The following is a 20,586-nucleotide window of genomic DNA, read 5'->3' as shown; positions in this document are numbered from 1 at the left end:
CAGGCTGCGGCTAGGGACGGGTGGCAATCGCTAGGGGTGAGGATCGCCACCCGTGTCCAAGGCCGCCTGTATGCTATCGAACCCATCCCTCGTCGTCGCTGCGGGCATGTCGGTCGTCCTGGTCCTGTCCGGCTGCTCGACCCTGCCGCGATCGGGGCCTGACGATAGGGCGATCCAGAACCAGGCCGCCATCCGCGTCGGCGACAAGGACCGCAAGGTCGGGATGAGCTACGTGCTCCTCGATCTCACGGCCTCCATGCTCCCCTATTTCGAGAAGGGGCGGGTGAGCTCGCTCAAGGCGGGCTTCGGCGTTGGGCGCGCCGGGGCGCCGGCGACCATCCTCGGCGTCGGCGACGTGGTGCAGATCTCGGTCTTCGAATCCTCGACCGGCGGCCTGTTCATTCCCGTGGACGCCGGCAGCCGGCCCGGCAACTTCGTGACCCTGCCGCAGCAGACGGTGGATCAGTCCGGCACGATCTCGGTACCTTACGCCGGCCGCATCCGGGCGGCTGGCCGCTCGTCCGAGGAGATCCAGCGCGAGATCGAGAGGCTGCTCGCCAACCGGGCGATCGAGCCGCAGGCGCTCGTGACGGTGCTCGACAACCAGTCCAACCAGATTTCCGTCCTCGGCGACGTGAACCTGCCGGCCAAGCTGGCGCTCAGCGCCTCCGGCGAGCGCGTGCTCGACGTCATTGCGCGCGCGGGCGGCCTTTCGACGCCCGGCGTCGAGACCTATGTCACGCTGCAGCGGCGCGGGCGCGAGGGCACGGTCCGCTTCTCCGACCTCATCAAGGATTCCTCCGAGAACATCCTCGTGTCCGCCGGCGACACGATCTACGTCAACCGCGAGCGCCGGACCTATCTCGTCTTCGGCGCGGCCGGCCTCAACGGCCGGATCGACTTCGAGGAATCCAACCTCACGCTGGCGGAGGCGCTCGCCAAGGCCGGCGGCCTTCTCGACGCGCGCGCCGATCCCGCCCAGGTCTTCGTCTACCGCATGATGGACCGCAAGGCGCTGCAGGCGATGAAGATCGACGTGTCGCGCTATCCCAGCGAACGCGTTCCGGTGGTCGTGCGCGCCAACCTGCGCGACCCCGGTACGTTCTTCGCCGTCCAGCAGCTGGCAATGGTTGATAAGGATATTCTCTACATTTCGAATGCCGACTCGACGGAGTTGCAGAAGTTCCTTAGCATCGTGACCGATGTGACAGGCGCCGGAGCGGTGGCCAGCGGCGACGTGGTGAATGCCCGCAATGCCGCCCGGGCGCTCCGCGACTGAGCCGTGCAGCCGCCGCGATCCGCGGCGGGCCGGCCGATCCGAGGGAGTGCCATGATCCGGGCCGGGCTCGTTTCCAGCGTATCGTCCGCAAGCGTCCCGGCGCGTTCCAGGACCGGCGCGTGAGCGCGGCTTCCATCGGCCCGTCCCGACCAGCGTTAGGCGTCTGATCCATGTTGCAAGATGCGAGGATGCGCGGCTCCCGGCCGCTTCGGGGGTCCGACCTGTCCGGCGATCCCGAGACGCCCGATCTCATCAACATCGATCGCGTCCTGGCGGCCGCCCGCCGGCAGTGGCGCTTCGTCGCCGCCTGCGCGGTGGTGGGCGCCGTGCTCGGCGCCGCCTATTCCTTCACGGCTGTGCCTCAGTACACGGCGTCCAGCAGCCTCCTGATCGAGACCCGCGGCGACCGGCTGCTCGACCAGATGACGCCGACGCCGAGCCGCCTGGAGGACGAGACGGCCATCCTCAGTCAGGTCGAGATCCTGCGCTCGCGCAAGATCAGCGCGGCCGTGGTGGACCGGCTCGACCTGTTGGCCAACCCGGCCTTCGCCCATCCGCCAGGGTCCTTCCTGGCCGGGATCGGCAGCGCGCTGCGCGCGGTGTTCGACGTGTCCTCCTGGTTCACCGCCGGCGATGCGACCGATGCGGACCGTGAGCGCCGCGAGGCGATCGAGAGCCTTCAGAAAGACATCGCCATCTCGCGCGTCGGTCAGACCTCGGTTCTGGAGATTTCCTATACCTCCACCGATCCGCGCCTCTCGACCGACGTCGCCCAGGCCTTCGCCGACGCCTATCTGACCGACCAGCTCGACGCCAAGTACGAGGCGACGCGGCGGGCCAGCGGCTGGCTCCAGGACCGGATCGAGGAGCTGCGCGCGCAGTCGCTGGCCTCCGACCAGGCGGTGCAGCGCTTCCGCGCCGACAACAACCTGATCCAGGCGAGCGGGCAGCTGGTCAGCGACCAGCAGCTCTCGCAGCTCAATTCCCAGCTCGTCGCCGCGCAGGATGCGCTGGTCTCGGCGCGGGCGCGCTCCGAGCAGGTCCAGTCCCTGATCGAGAGCGGCGACATGGACGCCGTGGTCGCCGACTCGCTCGGCTCCAGCGTCGTCACCACCCTGCGCACGCGCTATCTCGAGGCCGCCAAGCGCGAGGCCGACATTTCCAGCCGGCTCGGCTCCCGCCACCAGCAGGCGGTCCGGCTGCGCAGCGAGATGAGCGAGTATCGCCGGCAGATGTTCGCCGAGCTCACGCGCGTCGCCGAAAGCTACCGCAACGAGACCCAGGTCGCCTCCGACCGCCTGAAGGCGGTCGAGGAGAACGTCCGCCAGGCCACCACCATCAGCTCGGAGGCCAACGAGCAGCAGGTGCAGCTCCGCGAGCTGGAGCGCGAGGCCGAAACCTACCGCAACCTCTACCAGACCTTCCTCCAGCGCTACCAGGAAGCGATCCAGCAGCAGACCTTCCCGGTCACGGGCGCGCGCGTCATCAGCCCGGCCCAGTTGCCGACCTTGCCGAGCCACCCGCGCAAGGCGCTCGTCGTCGCCTTCTCGCTCCTGCTCGGGCTCGGCGCGGGCGTCGGCCTCGGCGCCTATCGCGAGTTCCGCGACCGGTTCTTCCGCACCGGCGGCCAGGTCAAGGAGAGCCTCGGGCTGGAATCCCTCGGCCTCGTGTCACAGATCGACGACGTGCCGGCCCCGGCGGAGGGAGGCGACCCGAAGGCGCGGGGCGCCGGCCGCGTCGTGACGCGGACCGGCAGCATCAGCCGCTACGTGATCGACCATCCGCTGTCCTCCTTCGCCGAGACGCTGCGCAGCGCCAAGGTGGCCGCCGACCTCGCGATCGACGGGTCGCGGGGGCGCATCATCGGCGTCGCGTCCGTGCTGCCGGGGGAGGGCAAGTCAACCGTCTCGGCCAACTTCGCCTCGCTGCTCGCGTTGCAGGGCGCGCGCACGCTCCTGATCGACGCGGACCTGCGCAATCCCGGCCTCACGCGCTCGCTCGTCCCCCAAGCCCAGGCCGGCCTCGTCGAGGCGATCCTGGAAGGCAAGTCGATCGCCGAGGTCGCGCACAAGGACCCCGATACGGGCCTGATGGTGATCCCGGCCGTCCTGCGGCAGCGGATCCCGCACACGTCCGATCTCCTGATGTCGCAAGGCATGGCGGCCCTCCTGCGCAAGGCGACGGAGAGTTTCGACTACGTCCTCGTCGACCTGCCGCCGATCAACCCGGTGGTGGATGCCCGCGCCTTCGCCGAGCGCGTGGACGGGCTCGTGGTGGTCGTGGAATGGGGGCGCACCGCGCGCCGCGCCGTTCGCTCCGCGCTGCAGGCCAATCCGCGCATCCTGGAGCGCTGCCTCGGCGTCGTCCTCAACAAGGTCGACGCCAAGCGGATGCATCTCTACCAGGAGTTCGGCTCGTCCGAGTACTACAGCGCGCGCTACGACAGCTACTATCGCGAACCCGGGGCCTGAGGCCGGTCCCCGTCAGCCGGACAGGCTGACGATCCCGTCCGGGCCGATCCGCAAGGCGATCAGCCTCCCCGAAGTCTGCACGCCCATGTCGATGCCCAGCCGGTTGCCGGCGAGCCGCAGCGTCGGCTGAACGGTATGGCCGTGGACGACGGTCTGCCGAAGACCCGAGCCCTGGCTGAGAAACGGCTCGCGGATCCAGAGAAGGTCGTGGTCGCTCTGCTTCTCCAGGGGCAGGCCGGGGCGGATGCCGGCATGCGCGAAGATGAGGTCGTCGGTAAAGGCGGCGACGGGCAGCGACCCGAGAAAGGCCCGGTGCGCCGCCGGCACGGCGCTCCGCAGCACATCCTGCAACCCGTCCGGACGGCCTCGATAGGTCGCCAGCAGGTGGTCGATGTCGAGCCCGTAGGAGAGCAGCGTCTGCCGCCCGCCGAACTGCAGCCAGTCGTGGCGCGCGGAAGGCCGGTCGAGGAAGTCGAGGAACAGCGCCTCGTGGTTGCCGCGAAGGCAGAGCCGGGGCGCAGGTCCGGGCGTGCCGGCGAGATGCGCCAGGACGCCGGCCGAATCGGGTCCCCGATCGACATAGTCGCCCAGCATCACCACAAGCGGCCGGCGCCCGCCGCGGCCGCGGGACAGGTCGTCCGCGATCACCTGCTCCAGCGCCTGGAGGCGGGCGAGATGCCCGTGGACGTCGCCGATCGCGTAGACGGCCGAGATGTCGGCCGGCAGAGGCACGCGGGCGAGTTGCGACGGCCGGGGGAAGAGGCGCGAGCGGATGCGGGCGAAGCTGCGCGCGATGGCGGGGTTCATGGAGATGGACGCCCTCGCGATGGTCTGCGGACGGCTCGCGCGCCGCGTTTGCGCCCGTGCCCGCTCCCGCGGGTCAGAAGGTCTCGGCGGCGGTCGGCACGGCGCCCTGCGCGGGGCCGCGGTCCTGGCGCAGCGACACGGCGAGGCCCGCCAGGCGGCGCAGCGATTCCTCCGCCGGGCTCGCCGGCGCTTCGGCCTCGACCGCGTGCTGGCGCACCAGCTCCTCGGCGGAGGCCGTGATGAGGGCGATGCGGGAGTGAATCAGCCGCCGGCGGAAGGGCAGGCGGTCGAGAAGGCCCCGCCAGCCGCCGCCGTCCAGCCGCTGCCGGGTCTGGTCGAGATCCTGCATCTGCTGCCAGAAGGCGGCTTCGGCGTCCCGGCTCTTCCAAACGAGGTTCTGCGGCATGTTCGGGTCCGGCGTGGAGGCGAGGGTCGGATCGACCATAGGCGACAAGGGCTTGTCCGAGCCTTTTGGGTCGGCGACGGTCACAGCAACTTAACCCTATATCGTCCGCTGTCCAATCTATTGCATTGCATATAAGACCGAAGCGTCGGAGCGGGTCGGGAAGTGGTCATGACGCAGTCGCTGGTCGTCGGGGGCGCCGGTTTCATCGGAACCCATCTCTTGCGGCACCTGAAGGCCCAAGGGGCGGAGCGGCTCGTCAGCGTCGATATCGCGCCGCCGCAAAACCCCGTCGAAGGCGTCGCCTACGAGACGCACGACATCCGCCAGCCCTTCCCCGAGCGCCTCGATGCGCCCTTCGACGCCATCTACAATCTGGCCGCCGTGCACCGCACGCCCGGCCACGAGCCGCACGAATATTACGAGACCAATCTCGGCGGGGCGCTCGGCGTGTGCGACTTCGCCCGCCGCAACGGCGTGCGCCGCATCCTCTTCACCAGCTCCATCGCGGTGTACGGGCCGAAGGAGGACCTGATGACGGAAGACTCGCCCCCGCAGCCGGTCTCCGACTACGGCCGCTCCAAGCTCCTGGCCGAAGGGGTCCACCGCCAGTGGCTGGACGGGGACGAGGAACGCCGCCTCGTGATCGTGCGGCCCGCCGTGATCTTCGGGCCGGGCGAGGGCGGCAACTTCACGCGCCTCGCTGGCGCCCTGCGCAAGGGGACCTTCGTCTATCCCGGCCGCACGGACACGATCAAATGCTGCGGCTATGTCGGCGAGATCGCCCGTTCCATGGACTTCGCCATGGGCCTCGGCGACCGCTTCTTCCTCTACAACTTCTGCTTCCCGCACGCCTATTCGATCGGCGAGATCTGCGAGACCTTCGTGCGCGTGGCGGGATACAAGCCGCCGCGCGGCGTCGTGCCGCTGCCCCTGATGAACGCGGCCGCGCTGCCCTTCGAGGTGGCCGGGCGCCTCGGCCTTCGCAACGGCATCGACCGCGAGCGCATCCTCAAGCTCGTGCGCTCGACGCGTGTCTCGCCGGCGGCCCTCCTCGATCGCGGCTTCCGCTTCGAGATCGATCTCGAGACCTCCCTTCGCATCTGGAAGGACGAGAGCGGCGACGGCCCGATGGTCTGAGCGCGTAAGGACGCGGTTAACCCCGTCGCCGATTTGCCGCCGCCTTTCGGCGCGCGGAGCGCTGCGCCAGCGAACCGTTCAGCGGTTGCGCGTATGCTCGCCCCTGTCGCCCATCAGCCGATGGCGGCCGAGGACGAAGGATAGACGTGCATGGTGGCGATTTCCGAGGGCTCGAAGGTCATTCCGGTCATCATCGCGGGTGGCTCGGGCACGCGGCTCTGGCCGGTGTCGCGCGATTCGATGCCCAAGCAGTTCGTGCCGCTCCTGGGGTCCGGCCGCTCGACCTTCGAGGAGACGATCCTTCGGGTTACGGGCGAGGGCTTCGCCGCGCCGATCGTGGTGACCCATTCCGACTTCCGCTTCGTGGTGGCCGAGCAGCTCGCACGCCTCGGCATTGCCGCCGACATCGTGCTGGAGCCCGAACGGCGCGATTCGGCCGCGGCCGTCGCCGTCGGCGCGCTGATGGCGGCCGAGCGCGGGGCGGACGCCGTCTGCGTCGTCCTGGCCGCCGACCACCTCATCCCCGACGCGGCCCTCTTCACCGCCGACTGCCAGGCCGCCGCCGCGATCGCGTCGGGCCAGAACCGGATCATGCTGCTCGGCATCGAGCCGACCGCGCCTTCCACGGCCTACGGCTACATCGCGCCGGGCGAACCCTTGGGCGGGACGGACGGCTTCCAGGTCGAGCGCTTCGCCGAAAAGCCGGACCGGGAGACGGCCGAGCGGTACGTCGCCGAGGGCTATCGCTGGAACTCGGGCAACTTCGTCTTTCCCGCCCGGCTGATGCTGGAGGAGTTGTCGAGCTTCGCTCCGGCGGTGCTGGACGCGGCCCGCGCCTCCGTGGGCGCGGCCCGGCGCGACCTCGACTTCCTGCGCCTCGACGCGGCCGCCTTCGGGCAGGCGCCGCGCATCTCGATCGACTATGCCGTGATGGAGAAGACCCGCCGGGCGGGCGTCCTCAAGACGCGCTTCCGCTGGTCCGACATCGGCTCCTGGGACGCCCTGTTCGACGTGCAGGAGAAGAACGGCGACGGCAACGTCCTCCAGGGCACCGTCAGCGTCCTCGACACGCGCGGCTCCTTCGTGCGCTCCGACGAGGTGCTGACGACGGTGGTCGGCCTCGACGACGTGGTGGTGGTGACGACGCCGGACGCCGTGCTCGTCACCTCGCGCGAAAAGGCGGCCGAGGTGAAGACGCTGGTGGCCCAGCTCCACCGCGAGGCGCGGCCCGAGGCCGGCGCCCACCACCGCATCCACCGCCCCTGGGGCTGGTACCAGCGGATCGACATCGGCGACCGGTTCCAGGTCAAGCACATCACCGTCAAGCCGGGCGGCATCCTCTCGCTCCAGCGCCACTACCACCGGGCCGAGCACTGGGTCGTGGTCCACGGCACGGCCGAGGTGACGGTGGACGACACGGTGAAGCTCTACCACGAGAACGAGGCGGCCTATCTGCCGATCGGCTGCACCCACCGGCTGCACAATCCCGGCAAGATCCCGCTGAAGCTGATCGAGGTGCAGGTCGGCTCCTACACCGGCGAGGATGACATCGTGCGCCTCGAAGACATCTACGCCCGCAACTGAAGCGCCGGGTCCGACCATGAGCAGCCTGAAATTCGGAACCAGCGGCCTGCGCGGCCTGGTGGTGGATCTCCTCGGCGGTCCCGCCGCCGACTGGACGGCCGCCTTTCTCGCCCATCTCGACGCGGCCGGCCTCGCGCCCGCCTCGCGCGAGCTTCTGGTCGGGCGGGACCTGCGCTCCTCCAGCCCGGCCATCGCGGACGACGTGCTCCGGACCGCCGCCGCGCTCGGCTGGCGCGCGCTCGACGCCGGCGCCCTGCCGACGCCGGCGCTCGCGCTGGAATCCCTGCGCCGGGGCGCGGCGGCCGTCATGGTCACGGGCAGCCACATTCCCGACGACCGCAACGGCCTGAAGTTCTACCGGCCGGACGGCGAGATCACCAAGGCCGACGAGGCCGGCATCCGCGAGGCCTTCGCGCGCCAAGGGGATGGCCGACCGGCGGCGGAGGGCGGCTCCCTCGCCCGGCTCGACGGGCTGGCCGAGGCCTATATCGATCGCATCGCCGGCTTCTTCGGGCCGCGTGCGCTGGAGGGGCTGCGGATCGGCGTCTACCAGCAGAGCTCCGTCGCCCGCGACGTCCTGATGGAAGCGCTCCGGCGGCTCGGCGCGGTGCCGGAAGCGCTCGGGCGGGCCGACCGCTTCATTCCCGTCGACACGGAAGCGCACCGGCCGGAGGACCTCGCGCTCCTCGCCGGCTGGGCGGCGGAAGGGCGCTTCGACGCCCTGGTCTCGACCGACGGGGACGCCGACCGCCCGCTTCTGGCGGACGAGACGGGCCGCGTGGTGCGCGGCGACCTTCTCGGCCTCCTCACCGCGCGCCAGCTCGGGGCGCGCACCGTGGTGACGCCGGTCACCTCCTCGTCCAGCCTGGAGCGCGCGCCCTTTATCGATAAAGTGGTGCGCACCAAGGTCGGCTCGCCCTTCGTGATCGAGGGCATCGAGGGGCAAGCGGGGGGCGGGGCCGCCGTCGTCGGCTTCGAGGCGAACGGCGGCGTGCTCCTCGGCTCCGACATCCTCCGCGACGGGCGGCGCCTTTCCGCCATGAAGACGCGGGACGCGCTCCTGCCGATCGTGGCGACGCTCGCGGAGGCGAAGGCTGCGGGCTCGACCGTCTCGGCTGTGGTCGCCGGCCTCAATGCCGGGGCCGCCGCCGCCGACCGGCTGCCGGAAGTCGCATCGGAGCGCAGCGGCCCGTTCCTCGCCATGCTGGCCGAGGGAGGGGAGGCGGCGCAGGCGTTCTTCGCCGAGTGGGGCGGGGCGGCGGGCGTCGACGCGTTCGACGGCGTACGCACGACCCTCTCGGACGGCTCCACCGTGCATTACCGGGCGTCGGGCAACGCGCCGGAGCTGCGCTGCTATGTCGAGGCGGCAAGCGAGGCGGAGGCCGCCGCGCTTCTCGCCTGGGGCCTTTCGGCCGCCAGGCAGCGGCTGGAGGCTTGAGCCCGCCCGCTCAGAGCAGGCGGTCGAGCACGGCCCTGGTGGATTGGCGCCAATCGGGGAGCACGATCCCGTAGGTGCCGGCGAGCTTCTCGCCCGACAGGCGCGAGTTGGCGGGGCGACGCGCCGGCGTCGGATAGTCCGCCGTGCCGATCCGGCCGACCGTGACCGCCTTGCCGGTCCGCAGCTCCCGCTCGGCGAAGATGGCTTCCGCAAAATCCGCCCAGGTCGCCTCGCCCGAGCCGGTGAGATGGAAGGTGCCGCGCAGTGCCGGGTCGGGATCGGCGACGAGGCGCCTAGCTACCACGATCGCCGCGTCGGCGATGTCGAGCGCGCTGGTCGGCGTGCCCCACTGGTCGGCCACGACGTTGACCGCGTCCCGCGTCTCGGCGAGGCGCAGCATGGTCTTCAGGAAGTTGGCGCCGAAGGGCGAATAGACCCAGGCCGTGCGCAGGATCGCATGGTTCGGCTGCGCGCGCGCCACCCTCAACTCGCCTTCCAGCTTGGATCGACCATAGACCGAGACCGGGCCGGTCGGGTCATCCTCCCGGTAGGGCGCGTCCTTGTCGCCGGCGAAGACGTAGTCGGTCGACAGGTGCACCACCGGCACGCCGAGCTCGGCCGCGACCGCGGCAAGCGCCCCGGGGCCTTCGGCATTCACGGCGAAGGCAAGGTCCGCCTCGCTTTCCGCCTTGTCCACGGCGGTGTAGGCGGCCGCCGAGACGATGGCGTCCGGCCGGGCGGCGGTGAGCGCCGCGCGGATGGAGGCAGGGTCGGCCAGATCGAGTTCGGGACGCCCCAGCGCGACGATCTCGACGCCCGCCGCCGGTCCGCGCTCCAGAAGCGACGAGACCACCTGACCCTGCTTGCCCGTCACCGCAATCCGCATCGACCATCCCCTCCGGCTCGTGTTCGGCCCTTCCATAGAGGCTCGGCGCCGCCGCTTCGAGCGAAAACGTCGGGTGACACCAACTCGTAAGGCCGACAAAATTTGTTGGCTTGCCTTGGTCGGCGCGCCGATAGCACAAGGCGCGGACCTGTGGCCTCGCACCCGCACGCCATCTGAACGGGACCGACCGATGAACTCTCCTGTCCTCCGCGTGGCGGCCCCGGCCGTCCTGTGTCTCGGTCTCGCGGCCGGCCTCGCCGGCCCGGCCCGGGCGGCCGATCAGGTCGATGTCGAGCGCATCGTGCGCGCCGCCGTCGAGCCCGTCATGGCGGCCAACGCGATTCCCGGCATGGCGATCGTGGTTCTGGAGGGCGGCCGGCGGCACCATGTCCATCTCGGGACGGATGCGCCGGAGGGCGGCCGGCCGGTGGACGACAACACCCTGTTCGAGCTCGGCTCCATCTCCAAGCTCTTCACGGCGACGCTCGGCGCCTATGCGCAGGCGACCGGGCGCCTCTCGCTGGACGACCGGGCGGACCGGCACTGGCTGGCTCTCGCGGGACACCCGATCGGGCAGGCGAGGCTCCTTGACCTTGCGACCTACACGGCGGCCGGCCTGCCGCTGCAGTTTCCCGACGGCGTCTCGAGCGAAGCCGAGACCCTGCGCTACTTCCAGTCCTTTGAGCCGCAAGTCGAGGCCGGGACCCGGCGGCTCTACTCCAACCCCTCGATCGGCCTTTTCGGTCATCTGGCCGGCTGCGCCCTCGGTCCGGGCTTCTCGGAGGCGATGACCGACGAGATCCTGCCGGCCTTCGGCCTGACGAGCACGTTCCTTCAGGTGCCGGAGAGCGAGATGGGGCGCTATGCCTTCGGCACGTCGCGCGTGGGCGCGCCGGTGCGGGTCAATCCGGGGCCGCTCGACGGCGAGGCCTACGGGCTCAAGACCACGGGCGCCGACCTCGCGCGCTTTCTGGCGGCTCAGATCGACCCGTCCGGCCTCGAGCCCGCCATGCGCGAGGCCGTGACGGCGACGCACGAGGGGCAATACGAGGTTGGGCCGATGGTCCAGGGGCTCGGCTGGGAACGCTATCCCTATCCCGTCGACCTCGACAGGCTGCTGGCCGGCAACTCCTCCGACATGGCGCTGAAGCTCCAGCCCGCCCGCCCGGTCGGTTCCGCACCGGCAACCGAGGGGGCGGTGCTTCTCAACAAGACCGGCTCCACCGGCGGGTTCGGAGCCTATGTCGCCATCGTGCCCGAGCGTCGCCTCGGCATCGCCTTCCTGGCCAACCGCAACTGGCCGAACGCGGAGCGGGTGCGCGCCGCGCAGGCGATCCTTGCCGAGATCGACTGAGGCTCAGGAGCGCTCGAACAGGAGGCGCACCACGTTGTCGGGATCGGCCGGCTTCCGGAACACCGGCACGTCTTCGTATTCCTGGGGGATGATCCAGTCGTCGTAGCCGGTGACGAAGACGATGGGCACGGCATGGCCGCGCAGCGCCCGCGCCACCGGAAACACCTTGTCGCCGCCGAGATTCACGTCGAGGATGGCCGCGTCCACCGTCTCGCCGCGGTTCAGAAGGGCGAGCGCCTCCTCGACGGTGGCGACCGGCCCGACGACCTTGCCCCCGCCCGAACGCACGGATTCCATCAGGGCCTCGGCGGCGAAATACTCGTCCTCCACGATCAGGACGTGCTGTCCCAACAGGTCGAAGGCGCAGGTGGTGAACATGGCGCTTCCCGCTCGCGCGCGATTGTTTCTCTCGGAGATGTAAAGACTCTTCGTCCCCTTTGCGAACGAATTGCCGCACCGAAACACGTCTCGTCTACCGACATGGTTGCCAGTCGCGCCGTCGGCGGCATGGCTGGCGACTTGCCTGCGGGCAGGCATCCTTCTTAGATCCACCACGCGATATGAACGCGATCGCCGACACGGGAGCGCATGGATTGGACGCCGAGCCGAACGATGCGATCCCTTCGACGCTTCTGACCGGCTTTGCCGACGCGTTATGGCGGATGGACGAGAACGGCCGCGTGACGGCCGGCGCACCGACGGGCCTGGGACCGGAAACGGCGGCGCATTGGAAAGGACGGCTTTGGCTGGAGGCGGTCGATCCGGCCGACCGAGCCTTAGCCGAAAGTCTGTGGCACGAGGCGAGCGCAGCCCGCGGGGCGTTGGATGCGAGCCTGCGCCTCCGTCTGGACGGCGGTGCCGCCGAGCCCGCGCAGCTTCGCATCGTGCCTGCGGGGGAGCATGACTGGCACGGGATCGCCCGGCGGAGGCCGGATGGCGAGGGGGATGTCCACCGCCGGCTGATCGAGACGATCGACGACGGGTTCTGCACGATCCAGATGATCTACGACGCCGACGGGCAACCTGTGAACTACAGGTTCCTGGCGGTGAACTCCGCCTTCGAGCGCCAGAGCGGGTTTCGCGACGCGGTGGGGCGCACCGCCCGCGAACTCGTGCCCGATCTCCCGCGCAAGTGGCTCGACGTCTACGACCGCATCACGCGCAGCGGCACGGCCGAGCGCTTCGAGGAACAGCAGGAGAAGCCGCGCCGGTTCTTCGAGATCTATGCGACCCCGATCGAAGGGCCGGGCGGCTCGCGTCTGGCCGTCCTGTTTCGCGACGTCCTCCCGCGGCGGCGCGCGGAGGCGGAGCTGTCGCGCAGCGAGCGGCGGCTTTCGACCCTTGTTCAGAGCATGCCCCAATTCGTCTGGCGGGCGACGGCCGCCGGGCGGTGGACCTGGGCCAGTTCGCAATGGGGCGCCTATACCGGCCAGAGCGGTGCGGACAGCCGCGGCCTCGGCTGGCTTCGAATGATCCATCCCGACGACCGGGGACGTGTGGCGGCTGCCTGGGCGAAGGCGCGCGAGCGTGGGGAGTTCCAGGTCGAAATCCGCATCCGTCCGGCGGGTGGGGAGGGTTATCGCTGGTTCCATGCCCGGGCCCTGCCGGTCCGCGACGAGGCGGGCGCGACGCGCGAATGGGTTGGCACCTGCACCGACATCGACGAGATGCGGCAGCTCCAGGCCCGGCAGGAGGTGCTGCTGGCCGAGCTTCAGCACCGCACGCGCAACCTCCTGGGCGTCGTCACGTCCGTCGCGGAGCGCACCGCCCGCAGCGCGCGGTCGGTGGCCGACTTCCTCCCGCGCTTCCGCGAGCGGCTCCTGGCGCTCTCGCGCATCAACGGGCTCCTGTCGCAACTCGACCGCGGCCAGCGGGTGACCTTCGACGAGCTGATCCGCGCCGAGCTCGGCGCGCGCGGCGTCCTGGATGAAGGCGGGGAAAGGGTGGTGCTGGACGGGCCGCTCGGCGTGCGGCTGCGTTCGGCAACGGTCCAGACCTTCGCGCTCGCCATCCACGAACTGGCGACCAACGCGGTGAAATACGGGGCCTTGTCCGGCGATGCCGGGCGGCTGGCGGTGCGCTGGCGGCTCGGCGAGCCGGAGGGCGGGCCGCGGCGCCTCTGCGTGGAATGGATCGAGAGCGGCACGGCGCCGCCCCCGCCCGTGCCCGCCGCCCCCGGCCGCGGCTACGGGCGCGAGCTGATCGAGAAGGCGCTGCCCTACCAGATGAAGGCGCGCACGCGCTACGAGATCGGGCCGGAGGGCGTGCGCTGCACGATCGACGTGCCGGTGGACTGAGAGGCCTGTTCAGAACCCGCCGGCGATCCGCTTCTGCAGGGCATGGACCGGCGAGCCGCGGCGTCCCGGGGCGCCGAGTTCGAACTTGCCGATCATGGCGTTGAGGGCGTTCACCTCGTTGGAGAGTTCCGCGCAGGCCGCCGCCGACTCCTCGACCATCGCCGCGTTCTTCTGGATGCTCCGGTCGAGCGTGCCGACGCCGGCATTGATCTCCGACAGGCCCTGGGCCTGGTTGCGCACGGCCTGGACGATCGAGCCGACGTGTTCGTTCACTTCGGCGACCTTCCCGACGATGCTCTGGAGCGAGGTTCCCGCCCGCCCGACGAGTTCGACGCCTTCCTCGACCTGGCGGCGGGAGGTCGAGATAAGCTCCTTGATCTCCTTGGCCGCTTCCGCCGAGCGCTGGGCGAGGCCGCGCACCTCCTGCGCCACCACCGCGAAGCCCTTGCCGGCCTCGCCGGCCCGCGCGGCTTCCACGCCGGCGTTGAGCGCCAGGAGGTTGGTCTGGAAGGCGATCTCGTCGATCACCCCGATGATGCTGCCGATGCGATCGGACGAGCCCTCGATCTTGCCCATGGCCTCCACGGCACCGCCGACGATCGAGCCGGACTGCTCGGCCTCCTGACGGGTGCGGGCGACGAGTTCGCCCGCTTCCTCCGCCTTGCGGCTGGCGGTGCGCACGCCGTTGGTCATCTCGGACAGGGCTGCGGAAATTTCCTCGACCGCGGCGGCCTCCTGCTCGGTGCGACGCGCGAGATCGTCGGAAGCGGTGCGGATGCTTTCGGCATTGGCCTGGATGGTCGAGGCGTTCCGGGTGATCGCGACCATCGCCCCTTCCAGCGTCTCGACCGAGCCGTTGAAGCTCTCGCGGATCGGGTCGAGAGCCGCGTTGAAGGGCTGGTCGATGCGCTCGCGCAGGTTGCCTTCGGCGAGGTGCTCCAGGGCGATCCCAAGGGACGTGACGGCCCGGACCCGACCCGTGACGTCGGTGGCGAACTTCACCACCTTGGCCACCTTGCCGTCGAGGCCGAGAACGGGATTATAGGAAGCCTGGATGAAGACCTCGCGCCCGTTCTTGCCGATGCGGCGGAACTCGCCGGATACGAACTCCCCGTCGCGCAGCTTGGTCCACAAGGCGGCATAGCTCGGCGCGGCCACTTCGGCGCGCTCCAGGAACATGGAATGATGGCGCCCGACCACCTCATCCAGCGAATAGCCTAGAGCCGACAGGAACGCGGCGTTGGCCGTGACGATCTCGCCCTGGAGAGTGAACTCGATCACCGCCTGGGAGCGATCGATCGCGGCCATCTTCGCGACGCTGTCGATCTGGCTGCGCTTGGTCGCGGTAATGTCGTTGGCGAACTTGACGATTTTCGTCGGCTTGCCCGACCGGTTCATCACCGGATTGTAGTTGCCGCGGATGAAGACCTCTCGCCCGCCTTTCGCAAGGCGCCGGAACTCGTCGCATTCGAACTCCCCGCCGCGGAGCTTCGCCCAGAAGGCCACGTATTCGGGCGAGGCGGCATAGGCCGGATCGAGGAACATCGAGTGGTGGCGCCCGACGAGCTCGTTCTCGGCATAGCCCATCACGTCGCAGAAATTGCGGTTCGCGCGGAGGATCTTGCCGTCCAGATCGAACTCGATGATCGCCATGGACAGATCCAGGGCAGCCAGGAGCCGATCGGCATCCGAAGCGAACAAGGCACTCATTTTTTGATCTCCCAGCGCAATCGGCGGATGATGAACCGAAAGACTTAATTCGTGCTGAAGACCAAGCCCTGCTCCAGGGAAGGCGCAGGATGCCTAACGCTACGGCGCCCTTGCGCCGAAGCTGCCGACAAGAAGCGAAGCGGCGAGCGTCAGCATCACCGCGCCGACGATCGCGTCGAGAACGCGCCAGGCCTCGGGCCTCGCGAACAGCGGACGCAGGAGGCGCGCGCCGAAACCGAGCGAGGCGAACCAGGCATAGCTCGCCGCGGCCGCGCCGAGCACGAAGACCGGGCGCAGGTCCGCCGGCTGCGCCGAGCCGGCGACGCCCATCAGAAGCACCGTGTCGAGATAGACGTGCGGGTTCAAAAACGTGAAGGCGGCGGCGGTGGCGAGCGCGCGTCCGAGCGAGGATCCGCCCTCGGCCTCGGCCGCCAGCGCGCCAGGCGAGGCCATTCGCCGCAGCGCCGCCAAGCCGTACCAGGTGAGGAAGGCGGCGCCGCCGAGCGCCAGCGCGCGGGCGAGGCCCGGGGCCGCGGCCAGGAGCGCGCCCGCGCCGCCGACGCCGGCCGCGATCAGAAGCGCGTCCGCCGTGCCGCAGAAGAGGACGATCGGACCGACATGCCGGCGCAGGAGACCCTGGCGCAGCACGAAGAGGTTCTGCGCTCCGATCGCGACGATCAGGGCCGCCGACAGGGCGAAGCCGGAGAGGAAGGGGGGAAGGACCGTGCTCATGCCCTGTCCATGCCGGTCGGCGCCGATGTAGTAAAACTTGTTCTTCTTCGCTGGATGAAGCAAGGCTTCATTCGTGCTCGATTACTCCGCCCTTGCCGCCTTTGCCGCCGTCATCCGCGAAGGCAGCTTCGATCGCGCAGCCGCTTCGCTTGGCCTCACCCCGTCCGCCGTCTCGCAGCGGGTGCGGGGCCTGGAGGAGCGCCTGGGGGCGATCCTGGTCGTGCGCGGTGCGCCTTGTCTGCCGACGGACCTCGGACGCACGCTCTCAGCGCATGTCGACCGTGTCCGGCTCCTAGAGGCCGACCTCGGCCTGGCCGGGGCGGGGGCGGCCGAGCCCGTGAGCCTCAGGATCGCCGTCAACGCAGACAGTCTTGCCACCTGGTTTCCGGGAGCCGCCGCCGCGTTCGGCCAGGTGGGCGGCGCGACGCTCGACCTCGTGCTGGACGACGAGGCGCATACGGCCGACCGGCTGCGGTCGGGCGAGGTGGTGGCGGCCGTGACCGCCGATCCCGAGCCCGTCCAGGGCTGCCGGACCTTCCCGCTGGGAAGTCTCCGATATGCGGCCTGCGCCAGCCCCGGCTTCCATCAGCGCTTCTTTTCCGGGGGCGTCGATCCGGCCGCGCTCGCGCTTGCACCGGTTTTGCGCTTCGACCGGCGCGACGGGCTGCAGGCGCGCTGGATGCGGGAGGCCCACAGCTGCGCGCCCGGCGCGCCGACGCACTGGGCGCCTTCGACCCACGGCTTCCTGGACCTCGCGCTCGCCGGCCTCGCCTGGGGCCTCCAGCCGGTCGCGCTGGCCGAGGCGCATCTCGCGGCCGGTCGCCTCGTCGAGCTGCCCCCGGCCCGACGCGTCGCGGTGTCCCTGTTCTGGACCGTCTCGCGCCTTCCCTCCGCCGCGCTTCGCCGCCTGACGGAGGCGGTCCGGGCGGCGGCAGTCGGCGCCCTCGTGCCCTCGCGGGCTAACGATGGAGACGACGGCGGAGGCGGCCGATGAGGTTGCGGCGCCGGTTGAGCGGCTCGAACATCTCCTCCGGGCCTTCGGGGTCGAGGATCTTGTGATCCGCGAGCCATGCCTCGATGTCGCCGAGTTCGGGCGCCTCGTAAGGCACCAGCGAGCGGCCGGGGCCGCGAAGCGTCTCGATCGTCTCGATCAGCGACCCGGTCCGCGCCAGCGTCTCGGCGACGCGCTCGGGGCTGATGCCGAGATGCTCGGCCAGGAGATCGTCGCGGATCGCCGCGATCTGTGCCCGCGCGCCGTCGGGCGCGCGCTCGGCCTCTACCGTCACGTCGCATTCGGTGTCGAGCCGCATCGAGCGGTTGTTCATGTTGGAGGAGCCGACCCGCAGGTAGCGGTCGTCCACCACCAGGATCTTGGCATGGACATAGATCGACTCGCCGCCCGAGTTGACGGGATGGTAGAGGCGGAAGCGATGGGCCGTGTCGATCCGGCGAAGCGCCTCGGCGAGGCGCGCGCGCGCCGTGTCCATCGCCACCGGCTCCAGCCAGCCTTGGGCCGAGACCGGATTGATCACCACGATCTCCGGTCCGCCCGGCTCCTCCAGCCGATGCGCGATCGCCTCGGCGATGCGGCGCGAGGCGAAATACTGGCTCTCGGCATAGATGAAGCGCCGGGCGGCACGGATCTGATCGACGTAGAGTTCCTCGATCTCGCGGACCGGCTCGCGCCCGCCGTGGCACGGGGCGGAGCGCGACACGGCGATGTCGAGGTCCCGGAAATGCGTCCACAGGCCCGTCGGCCAGATGGGAACTGGTTCGGGCAAAGGCTCGGGATCCGGCTTGCCCCCCGCCACCTGCCAGCGGGCGCGGCAGATGGCCGCCAGCGTCTCCACCGCCGGGCCGGTGAAGGCGGTGGAGGCGTCGTGCCAGGGCTTGTAGCGGCGTCGGGTGAAGGGACGGCGGCGGCGCTCGTCCTCGAACAGGTGCTCGCGCGTGTCCCAGCGGTCGGCAGTCATGTCGATGCCGCCGCAGAAGGCGAGGGCGTCGTCGATCACCACGATCTTCTGGTGGTGCGAGGAGCCCGTCGGATGCGCGCCGTCGAGCTTGGTGTGGATGCGCGGATGGGCCATCCACCTGAGCAGCGTCAGGAAGGTCGATCCGCGCAGCAGCGTCTTCACCGCGCCCACGACCCAGCGCAGGAGGAAGATTTCGAGGTCCGGATTGCGCTCCACCAGCCAGTGGACGAAGTCGCCGAGCTTTTCCGGCCCCTCCTCGCCGAGGTCGTGGCCGAGCGTGATCCGGGCGTCGAAGTCCCAGCCGATCAGCATGATGCGGCGTCTGGCGGCCGTCATCGCGCGCCGGGCGAAGCGGAAGTAGTCGTCGGCATCGATGATCACCGACAGGCGGTCCGCCCGCGCGATCGCCATGCAGTTGCGCCCGGGCGCCAGAATGGTCGGCGCCGCATCCGCGGTCGCCCGCGCCGCACCAGCGGTCGCCTGCGCCGCGCCGGCGGTCGCCTCGTTCACCGTGTCCAAGCCCGCATCCTCTCGTCGTTCGCCCGAACCATTCCCGTGCAACCCGAACCGGCCTCCACCGCCCATGCATCGCGCGAACGTTCATGCCCTTCGATCCGCTTCATAGCAGACGCGATGCATCCGGCCATGGCACGACGCGCGCTTGTTGCCCTCACCGGATTTCCCCGGCCGCCTCGCGACGGCGCAGTTCCAGCTCCTCGCTGTAGCGCCGCAGCGTATGGCTTTCGGTGAGGAGCCCGACGACGCCGCGCGTCTTCGGCCCGTCCACCACTGCCAGCGCCTCGCTCTCGGCCGCATCGAACAGGGCGGCCGCGTCGCGCGCGCTCATCTGGGGCAGGAGCACGGCGTCCTGCCAGCGCAGGAGGTCGTCGATTCTGGCCTCGAGATCCGTCACCGCGTCGGAATAGGCGTCCGCCACGAGCACGATCCCGGCATAGGCGCCCGCGCCGTCCACCACCACGACGCGCTGGACGGAGCCCAGCGGGAAGTCGCGCCGGAAGGTCTTGAGGCTGGTGCCGAGGCTCGTGGTGCGCACGTCCGTTCGCATCATGCGGCCGACCGTCAGGTTGCGGATCCAGCCGATGTCGTGGGCGCTGCGGATGCTCTCTCCGCGCAGGTGAAAGCGCCAGGTGGCGAAGGAATAGCCGAAGGTCTTGCGCGCCGTCAGCGAGGCCGTGACGACGGCGGCCAGCGCCAGCGCGGTGATGGGGAAGTCGCCGGTCATCTCCAGGGCCAGGAAGGTCATGGTCATCGGCCCGCCGACGATGGTGACGGCCAGAGAGCTCATGCCGACGATGGCGAAGGTGACGGGCGTCAGCGCGGTGTCGGGGAAGAGGAGCGGTGCGAGGCCGGCAAAGAGCTTGCCGAGAAGCGCGCCCATGAAAAGGGACGCGAAGAACAGGCCGCCGCGAAAGCCGCTGCCGATCGACACGGCGGAGGCGAAGGCCTTGAGCGCGAGAAGCAGCGCCAGCGGAGCAAGCGCCGTCGGAAGGTCGAGCTGCAGGTGCAGCGCGCCGTGGCCGGACGACAGGACCTGCGGCGTGACGAGGGCGAGCGCCCCGAGCACCAGCCCGCCCGCCACCGGGCGCAACGGGGCGGGCAGGCCCGAGCCGCGCACGCCGCGCTCCACGGCCGTCACGCCCTTCATGACGGCGATGCCGAGCCCGGCGGCCAGCACCGCCAGGAGGATGGCCGGCGGATAGTCCTGCGCCATCATCGGCCCGGGATCGCCGGCATCGATCAGGAAGGGCGTCGAGCCGAAGAACCGCGCCACGAAGGTGCCGCACAGGGCCGCCGCGACGACCGGGGCCAGCGAGACCACCGAATAGGTGCCGATGATCAGCTCGAAGGCGTAGAACGCACCGGTCAGCGGCGCGTTGAAGGCGGCGGCGATCGCGCCCGCCGCGCCGCAGCCGACCAGCATGCGCAGGTCGCCCCGCCGCATCTCGAAGGCGATGCCGAGGCGCGAGGCGAGGCCGCCGGCCATCTGCGTATAGGCGGCCTCCAGGCCGACCGAGGCGCCGAAGCCGTTGGACACGAGGTTCTGGAACACGACGATCACGCTGTCGCGGATCGACATGCGCCCGCCATGCAGGGCGTTGGCCTCGATCGGATCGACGAGGGCGCGCGCCTTGCGCTTGCGCATCCAGAGAAGATAGGCGCCGAGAAGCGCGCCGCCGCAGGCCGGAATGGCCGCATGCCAGGGCGAGGCGAGGGCCGGCATCGCGCTGAGATGTCCGCCCTCGGCCGAGAAGAACAGGATGTGGAGCGCCTCGGCCGCCCGCCCGATCGCGGTGACGACGAGGCCCGCGAGGACGCCGACGACCGCCGCGACCAGGACGAGGCCGACCTCGTTGCCGCGCACCAGCGCCCGGAACCGGCTCGGCGCCTTGACCGGCACCGTGGTCGCGGGCGTTTCCTGGTGCGCCTTGCCTCCGTCCATGGTTCAGACCGTCGTCATGCCGTTCATCCCTTTGCCTGCCGCAACATAGGC

General features: G+C 70.4%; 16 protein-coding genes. 8 read left to right on the top strand and 8 right to left on the bottom strand.

Annotation, left to right across the window (positions count from 1 at the left end; translation table 11 throughout):
* Positions 1-70: 70 nt before the first annotated feature.
* Positions 71-1,279, top strand: a complete 1,209-nt coding sequence (locus tag O5O54_RS08800) for a polysaccharide export protein (protein WP_279480760.1) — start codon at positions 71-73, stop codon at positions 1,277-1,279.
* Between the two features lie 188 nt (positions 1,280-1,467).
* Positions 1,468-3,750: a polysaccharide biosynthesis tyrosine autokinase gene (locus O5O54_RS08795; protein WP_279480759.1), complete on the top strand. Its 2,283-nt coding sequence runs from the start codon at positions 1,468-1,470 to the stop codon at positions 3,748-3,750.
* 12 nt (positions 3,751-3,762) lie between these two features.
* On the opposite strand, the gene O5O54_RS08790 is transcribed toward O5O54_RS08795, so the two are convergent.
* Entirely contained in the window at positions 3,763-4,557 is a 795-nt protein-coding gene (locus tag O5O54_RS08790; RefSeq protein WP_279480756.1) for a metallophosphoesterase family protein, read from the bottom strand.
* A 73-nt stretch (positions 4,558-4,630) separates the two neighbouring features.
* Positions 4,631-5,047 carry a hypothetical protein gene (locus O5O54_RS08785; protein WP_279480752.1) on the bottom strand — a complete coding sequence of 139 codons (417 nt, stop codon included), beginning with the start codon at positions 5,045-5,047 and terminating at the stop codon, positions 4,631-4,633.
* Positions 5,048-5,131: 84 nt separating this feature from the next.
* Between O5O54_RS08785 and O5O54_RS08780 the strand changes: the two genes are divergently transcribed.
* From O5O54_RS08780 to O5O54_RS08770, 3 genes are all read left to right on the top strand, one after another.
* Positions 5,132-6,100 (top strand): NAD(P)-dependent oxidoreductase, encoded by a 969-nt coding sequence (locus tag O5O54_RS08780; protein WP_279480751.1) that lies wholly within the window; start codon positions 5,132-5,134, stop codon positions 6,098-6,100.
* Between the two features lie 150 nt (positions 6,101-6,250).
* Positions 6,251-7,684, top strand: coding sequence for a mannose-1-phosphate guanylyltransferase/mannose-6-phosphate isomerase (locus O5O54_RS08775; protein WP_279480750.1), 1,434 nt, complete (start codon positions 6,251-6,253; stop codon positions 7,682-7,684).
* 16 nt (positions 7,685-7,700) lie between these two features.
* Complete coding sequence (locus O5O54_RS08770; RefSeq protein WP_279480749.1) at positions 7,701-9,122, top strand: phosphomannomutase; 1,422 nt, start codon at positions 7,701-7,703, stop codon at positions 9,120-9,122.
* A gap of 10 nt (positions 9,123-9,132) precedes the next feature.
* Here O5O54_RS08770 and rfbD read toward each other — a convergent pair whose 3' ends face one another.
* Positions 9,133-10,008, bottom strand: a complete 876-nt coding sequence (gene rfbD / locus O5O54_RS08765; RefSeq protein ID WP_279480748.1) for a dTDP-4-dehydrorhamnose reductase — start codon at positions 10,006-10,008, stop codon at positions 9,133-9,135.
* Between the two features lie 190 nt (positions 10,009-10,198).
* Between rfbD and ampC the strand changes: the two genes are divergently transcribed.
* Entirely contained in the window at positions 10,199-11,362 is a 1,164-nt protein-coding gene (gene ampC / locus O5O54_RS08760) for a class C beta-lactamase (protein ID WP_279480747.1), read from the top strand.
* A gap of 3 nt (positions 11,363-11,365) precedes the next feature.
* Here ampC and O5O54_RS08755 read toward each other — a convergent pair whose 3' ends face one another.
* The gene (locus tag O5O54_RS08755) at positions 11,366-11,740 is read right to left on the bottom strand and encodes a response regulator (RefSeq protein ID WP_279480745.1); all 375 of its coding nucleotides are present in this window, start codon (positions 11,738-11,740) and stop codon (positions 11,366-11,368) included.
* A 215-nt stretch (positions 11,741-11,955) separates the two neighbouring features.
* Between O5O54_RS08755 and O5O54_RS08750 the strand changes: the two genes are divergently transcribed.
* Complete coding sequence (locus tag O5O54_RS08750) at positions 11,956-13,659, top strand: sensor histidine kinase (protein WP_279480743.1); 1,704 nt, start codon at positions 11,956-11,958, stop codon at positions 13,657-13,659.
* Positions 13,660-13,668: 9 nt separating this feature from the next.
* Here the strand turns inward: O5O54_RS08750 and O5O54_RS08745 are convergent, their stop codons facing one another.
* Entirely contained in the window at positions 13,669-15,369 is a 1,701-nt protein-coding gene (locus O5O54_RS08745; RefSeq protein ID WP_279480741.1) for a PAS domain-containing methyl-accepting chemotaxis protein, read from the bottom strand.
* Between the two features lie 99 nt (positions 15,370-15,468).
* A complete protein-coding gene (locus O5O54_RS08740) occupies positions 15,469-16,101 on the bottom strand; it encodes a LysE/ArgO family amino acid transporter (RefSeq protein WP_279480739.1) in 633 nt (210 codons plus the stop codon).
* Positions 16,102-16,174: 73 nt separating this feature from the next.
* Between O5O54_RS08740 and O5O54_RS08735 the strand changes: the two genes are divergently transcribed.
* Positions 16,175-17,095 carry a LysR family transcriptional regulator ArgP gene (locus O5O54_RS08735; RefSeq protein WP_279480736.1) on the top strand — a complete coding sequence of 307 codons (921 nt, stop codon included), beginning with the start codon at positions 16,175-16,177 and terminating at the stop codon, positions 17,093-17,095.
* Here O5O54_RS08735 and O5O54_RS08730 read toward each other — a convergent pair.
* The gene (locus tag O5O54_RS08730; RefSeq protein ID WP_347814877.1) at positions 17,061-18,584 is read right to left on the bottom strand and encodes a phospholipase D-like domain-containing protein; all 1,524 of its coding nucleotides are present in this window, start codon (positions 18,582-18,584) and stop codon (positions 17,061-17,063) included. The two genes, O5O54_RS08735 and O5O54_RS08730, sit on opposite strands and share 35 nt — an antisense overlap.
* A 160-nt stretch (positions 18,585-18,744) precedes the next feature.
* Positions 18,745-20,535 carry a chloride channel protein gene (locus tag O5O54_RS08725; protein WP_279480734.1) on the bottom strand — a complete coding sequence of 597 codons (1,791 nt, stop codon included), beginning with the start codon at positions 20,533-20,535 and terminating at the stop codon, positions 18,745-18,747.
* Between the last annotated feature and the right edge of the window lie 51 nt (positions 20,536-20,586).

The sequence above is a fragment of the Aureimonas sp. SK2 genome (assembly GCF_029813115.1).
Classification (GTDB): domain Bacteria; phylum Pseudomonadota; class Alphaproteobacteria; order Rhizobiales; family Rhizobiaceae; genus Aureimonas.
Note: the sequence above shows the minus strand (reverse complement) of the source record. Positions and strands in the feature narration are given on the sequence as shown.

Coding starts and splice junctions, on each gene's coding strand:
- O5O54_RS08800 (WP_279480760.1), top strand. CDS start 71: ATGCTATCGAACCCATCCCTCGTCGTCGCTGCGGGCATGTCGGTCGTC.
- O5O54_RS08725 (WP_279480734.1), bottom strand. CDS start 20,535: ATGGACGGAGGCAAGGCGCACCAGGAAACGCCCGCGACCACGGTGCCG.
- O5O54_RS08775 (WP_279480750.1), top strand. CDS start 6,251: ATGGTGGCGATTTCCGAGGGCTCGAAGGTCATTCCGGTCATCATCGCG.
- O5O54_RS08745 (WP_279480741.1), bottom strand. CDS start 15,369: ATGAGTGCCTTGTTCGCTTCGGATGCCGATCGGCTCCTGGCTGCCCTG.
- O5O54_RS08770 (WP_279480749.1), top strand. CDS start 7,701: ATGAGCAGCCTGAAATTCGGAACCAGCGGCCTGCGCGGCCTGGTGGTG.
- O5O54_RS08740 (WP_279480739.1), bottom strand. CDS start 16,101: ATGAGCACGGTCCTTCCCCCCTTCCTCTCCGGCTTCGCCCTGTCGGCG.
- O5O54_RS08755 (WP_279480745.1), bottom strand. CDS start 11,740: ATGTTCACCACCTGCGCCTTCGACCTGTTGGGACAGCACGTCCTGATC.
- O5O54_RS08780 (WP_279480751.1), top strand. CDS start 5,132: ATGACGCAGTCGCTGGTCGTCGGGGGCGCCGGTTTCATCGGAACCCAT.
- O5O54_RS08790 (WP_279480756.1), bottom strand. CDS start 4,557: ATGAACCCCGCCATCGCGCGCAGCTTCGCCCGCATCCGCTCGCGCCTC.
- O5O54_RS08795 (WP_279480759.1), top strand. CDS start 1,468: ATGCGCGGCTCCCGGCCGCTTCGGGGGTCCGACCTGTCCGGCGATCCC.
- rfbD (WP_279480748.1), bottom strand. CDS start 10,008: ATGCGGATTGCGGTGACGGGCAAGCAGGGTCAGGTGGTCTCGTCGCTT.
- ampC (WP_279480747.1), top strand. CDS start 10,199: ATGAACTCTCCTGTCCTCCGCGTGGCGGCCCCGGCCGTCCTGTGTCTC.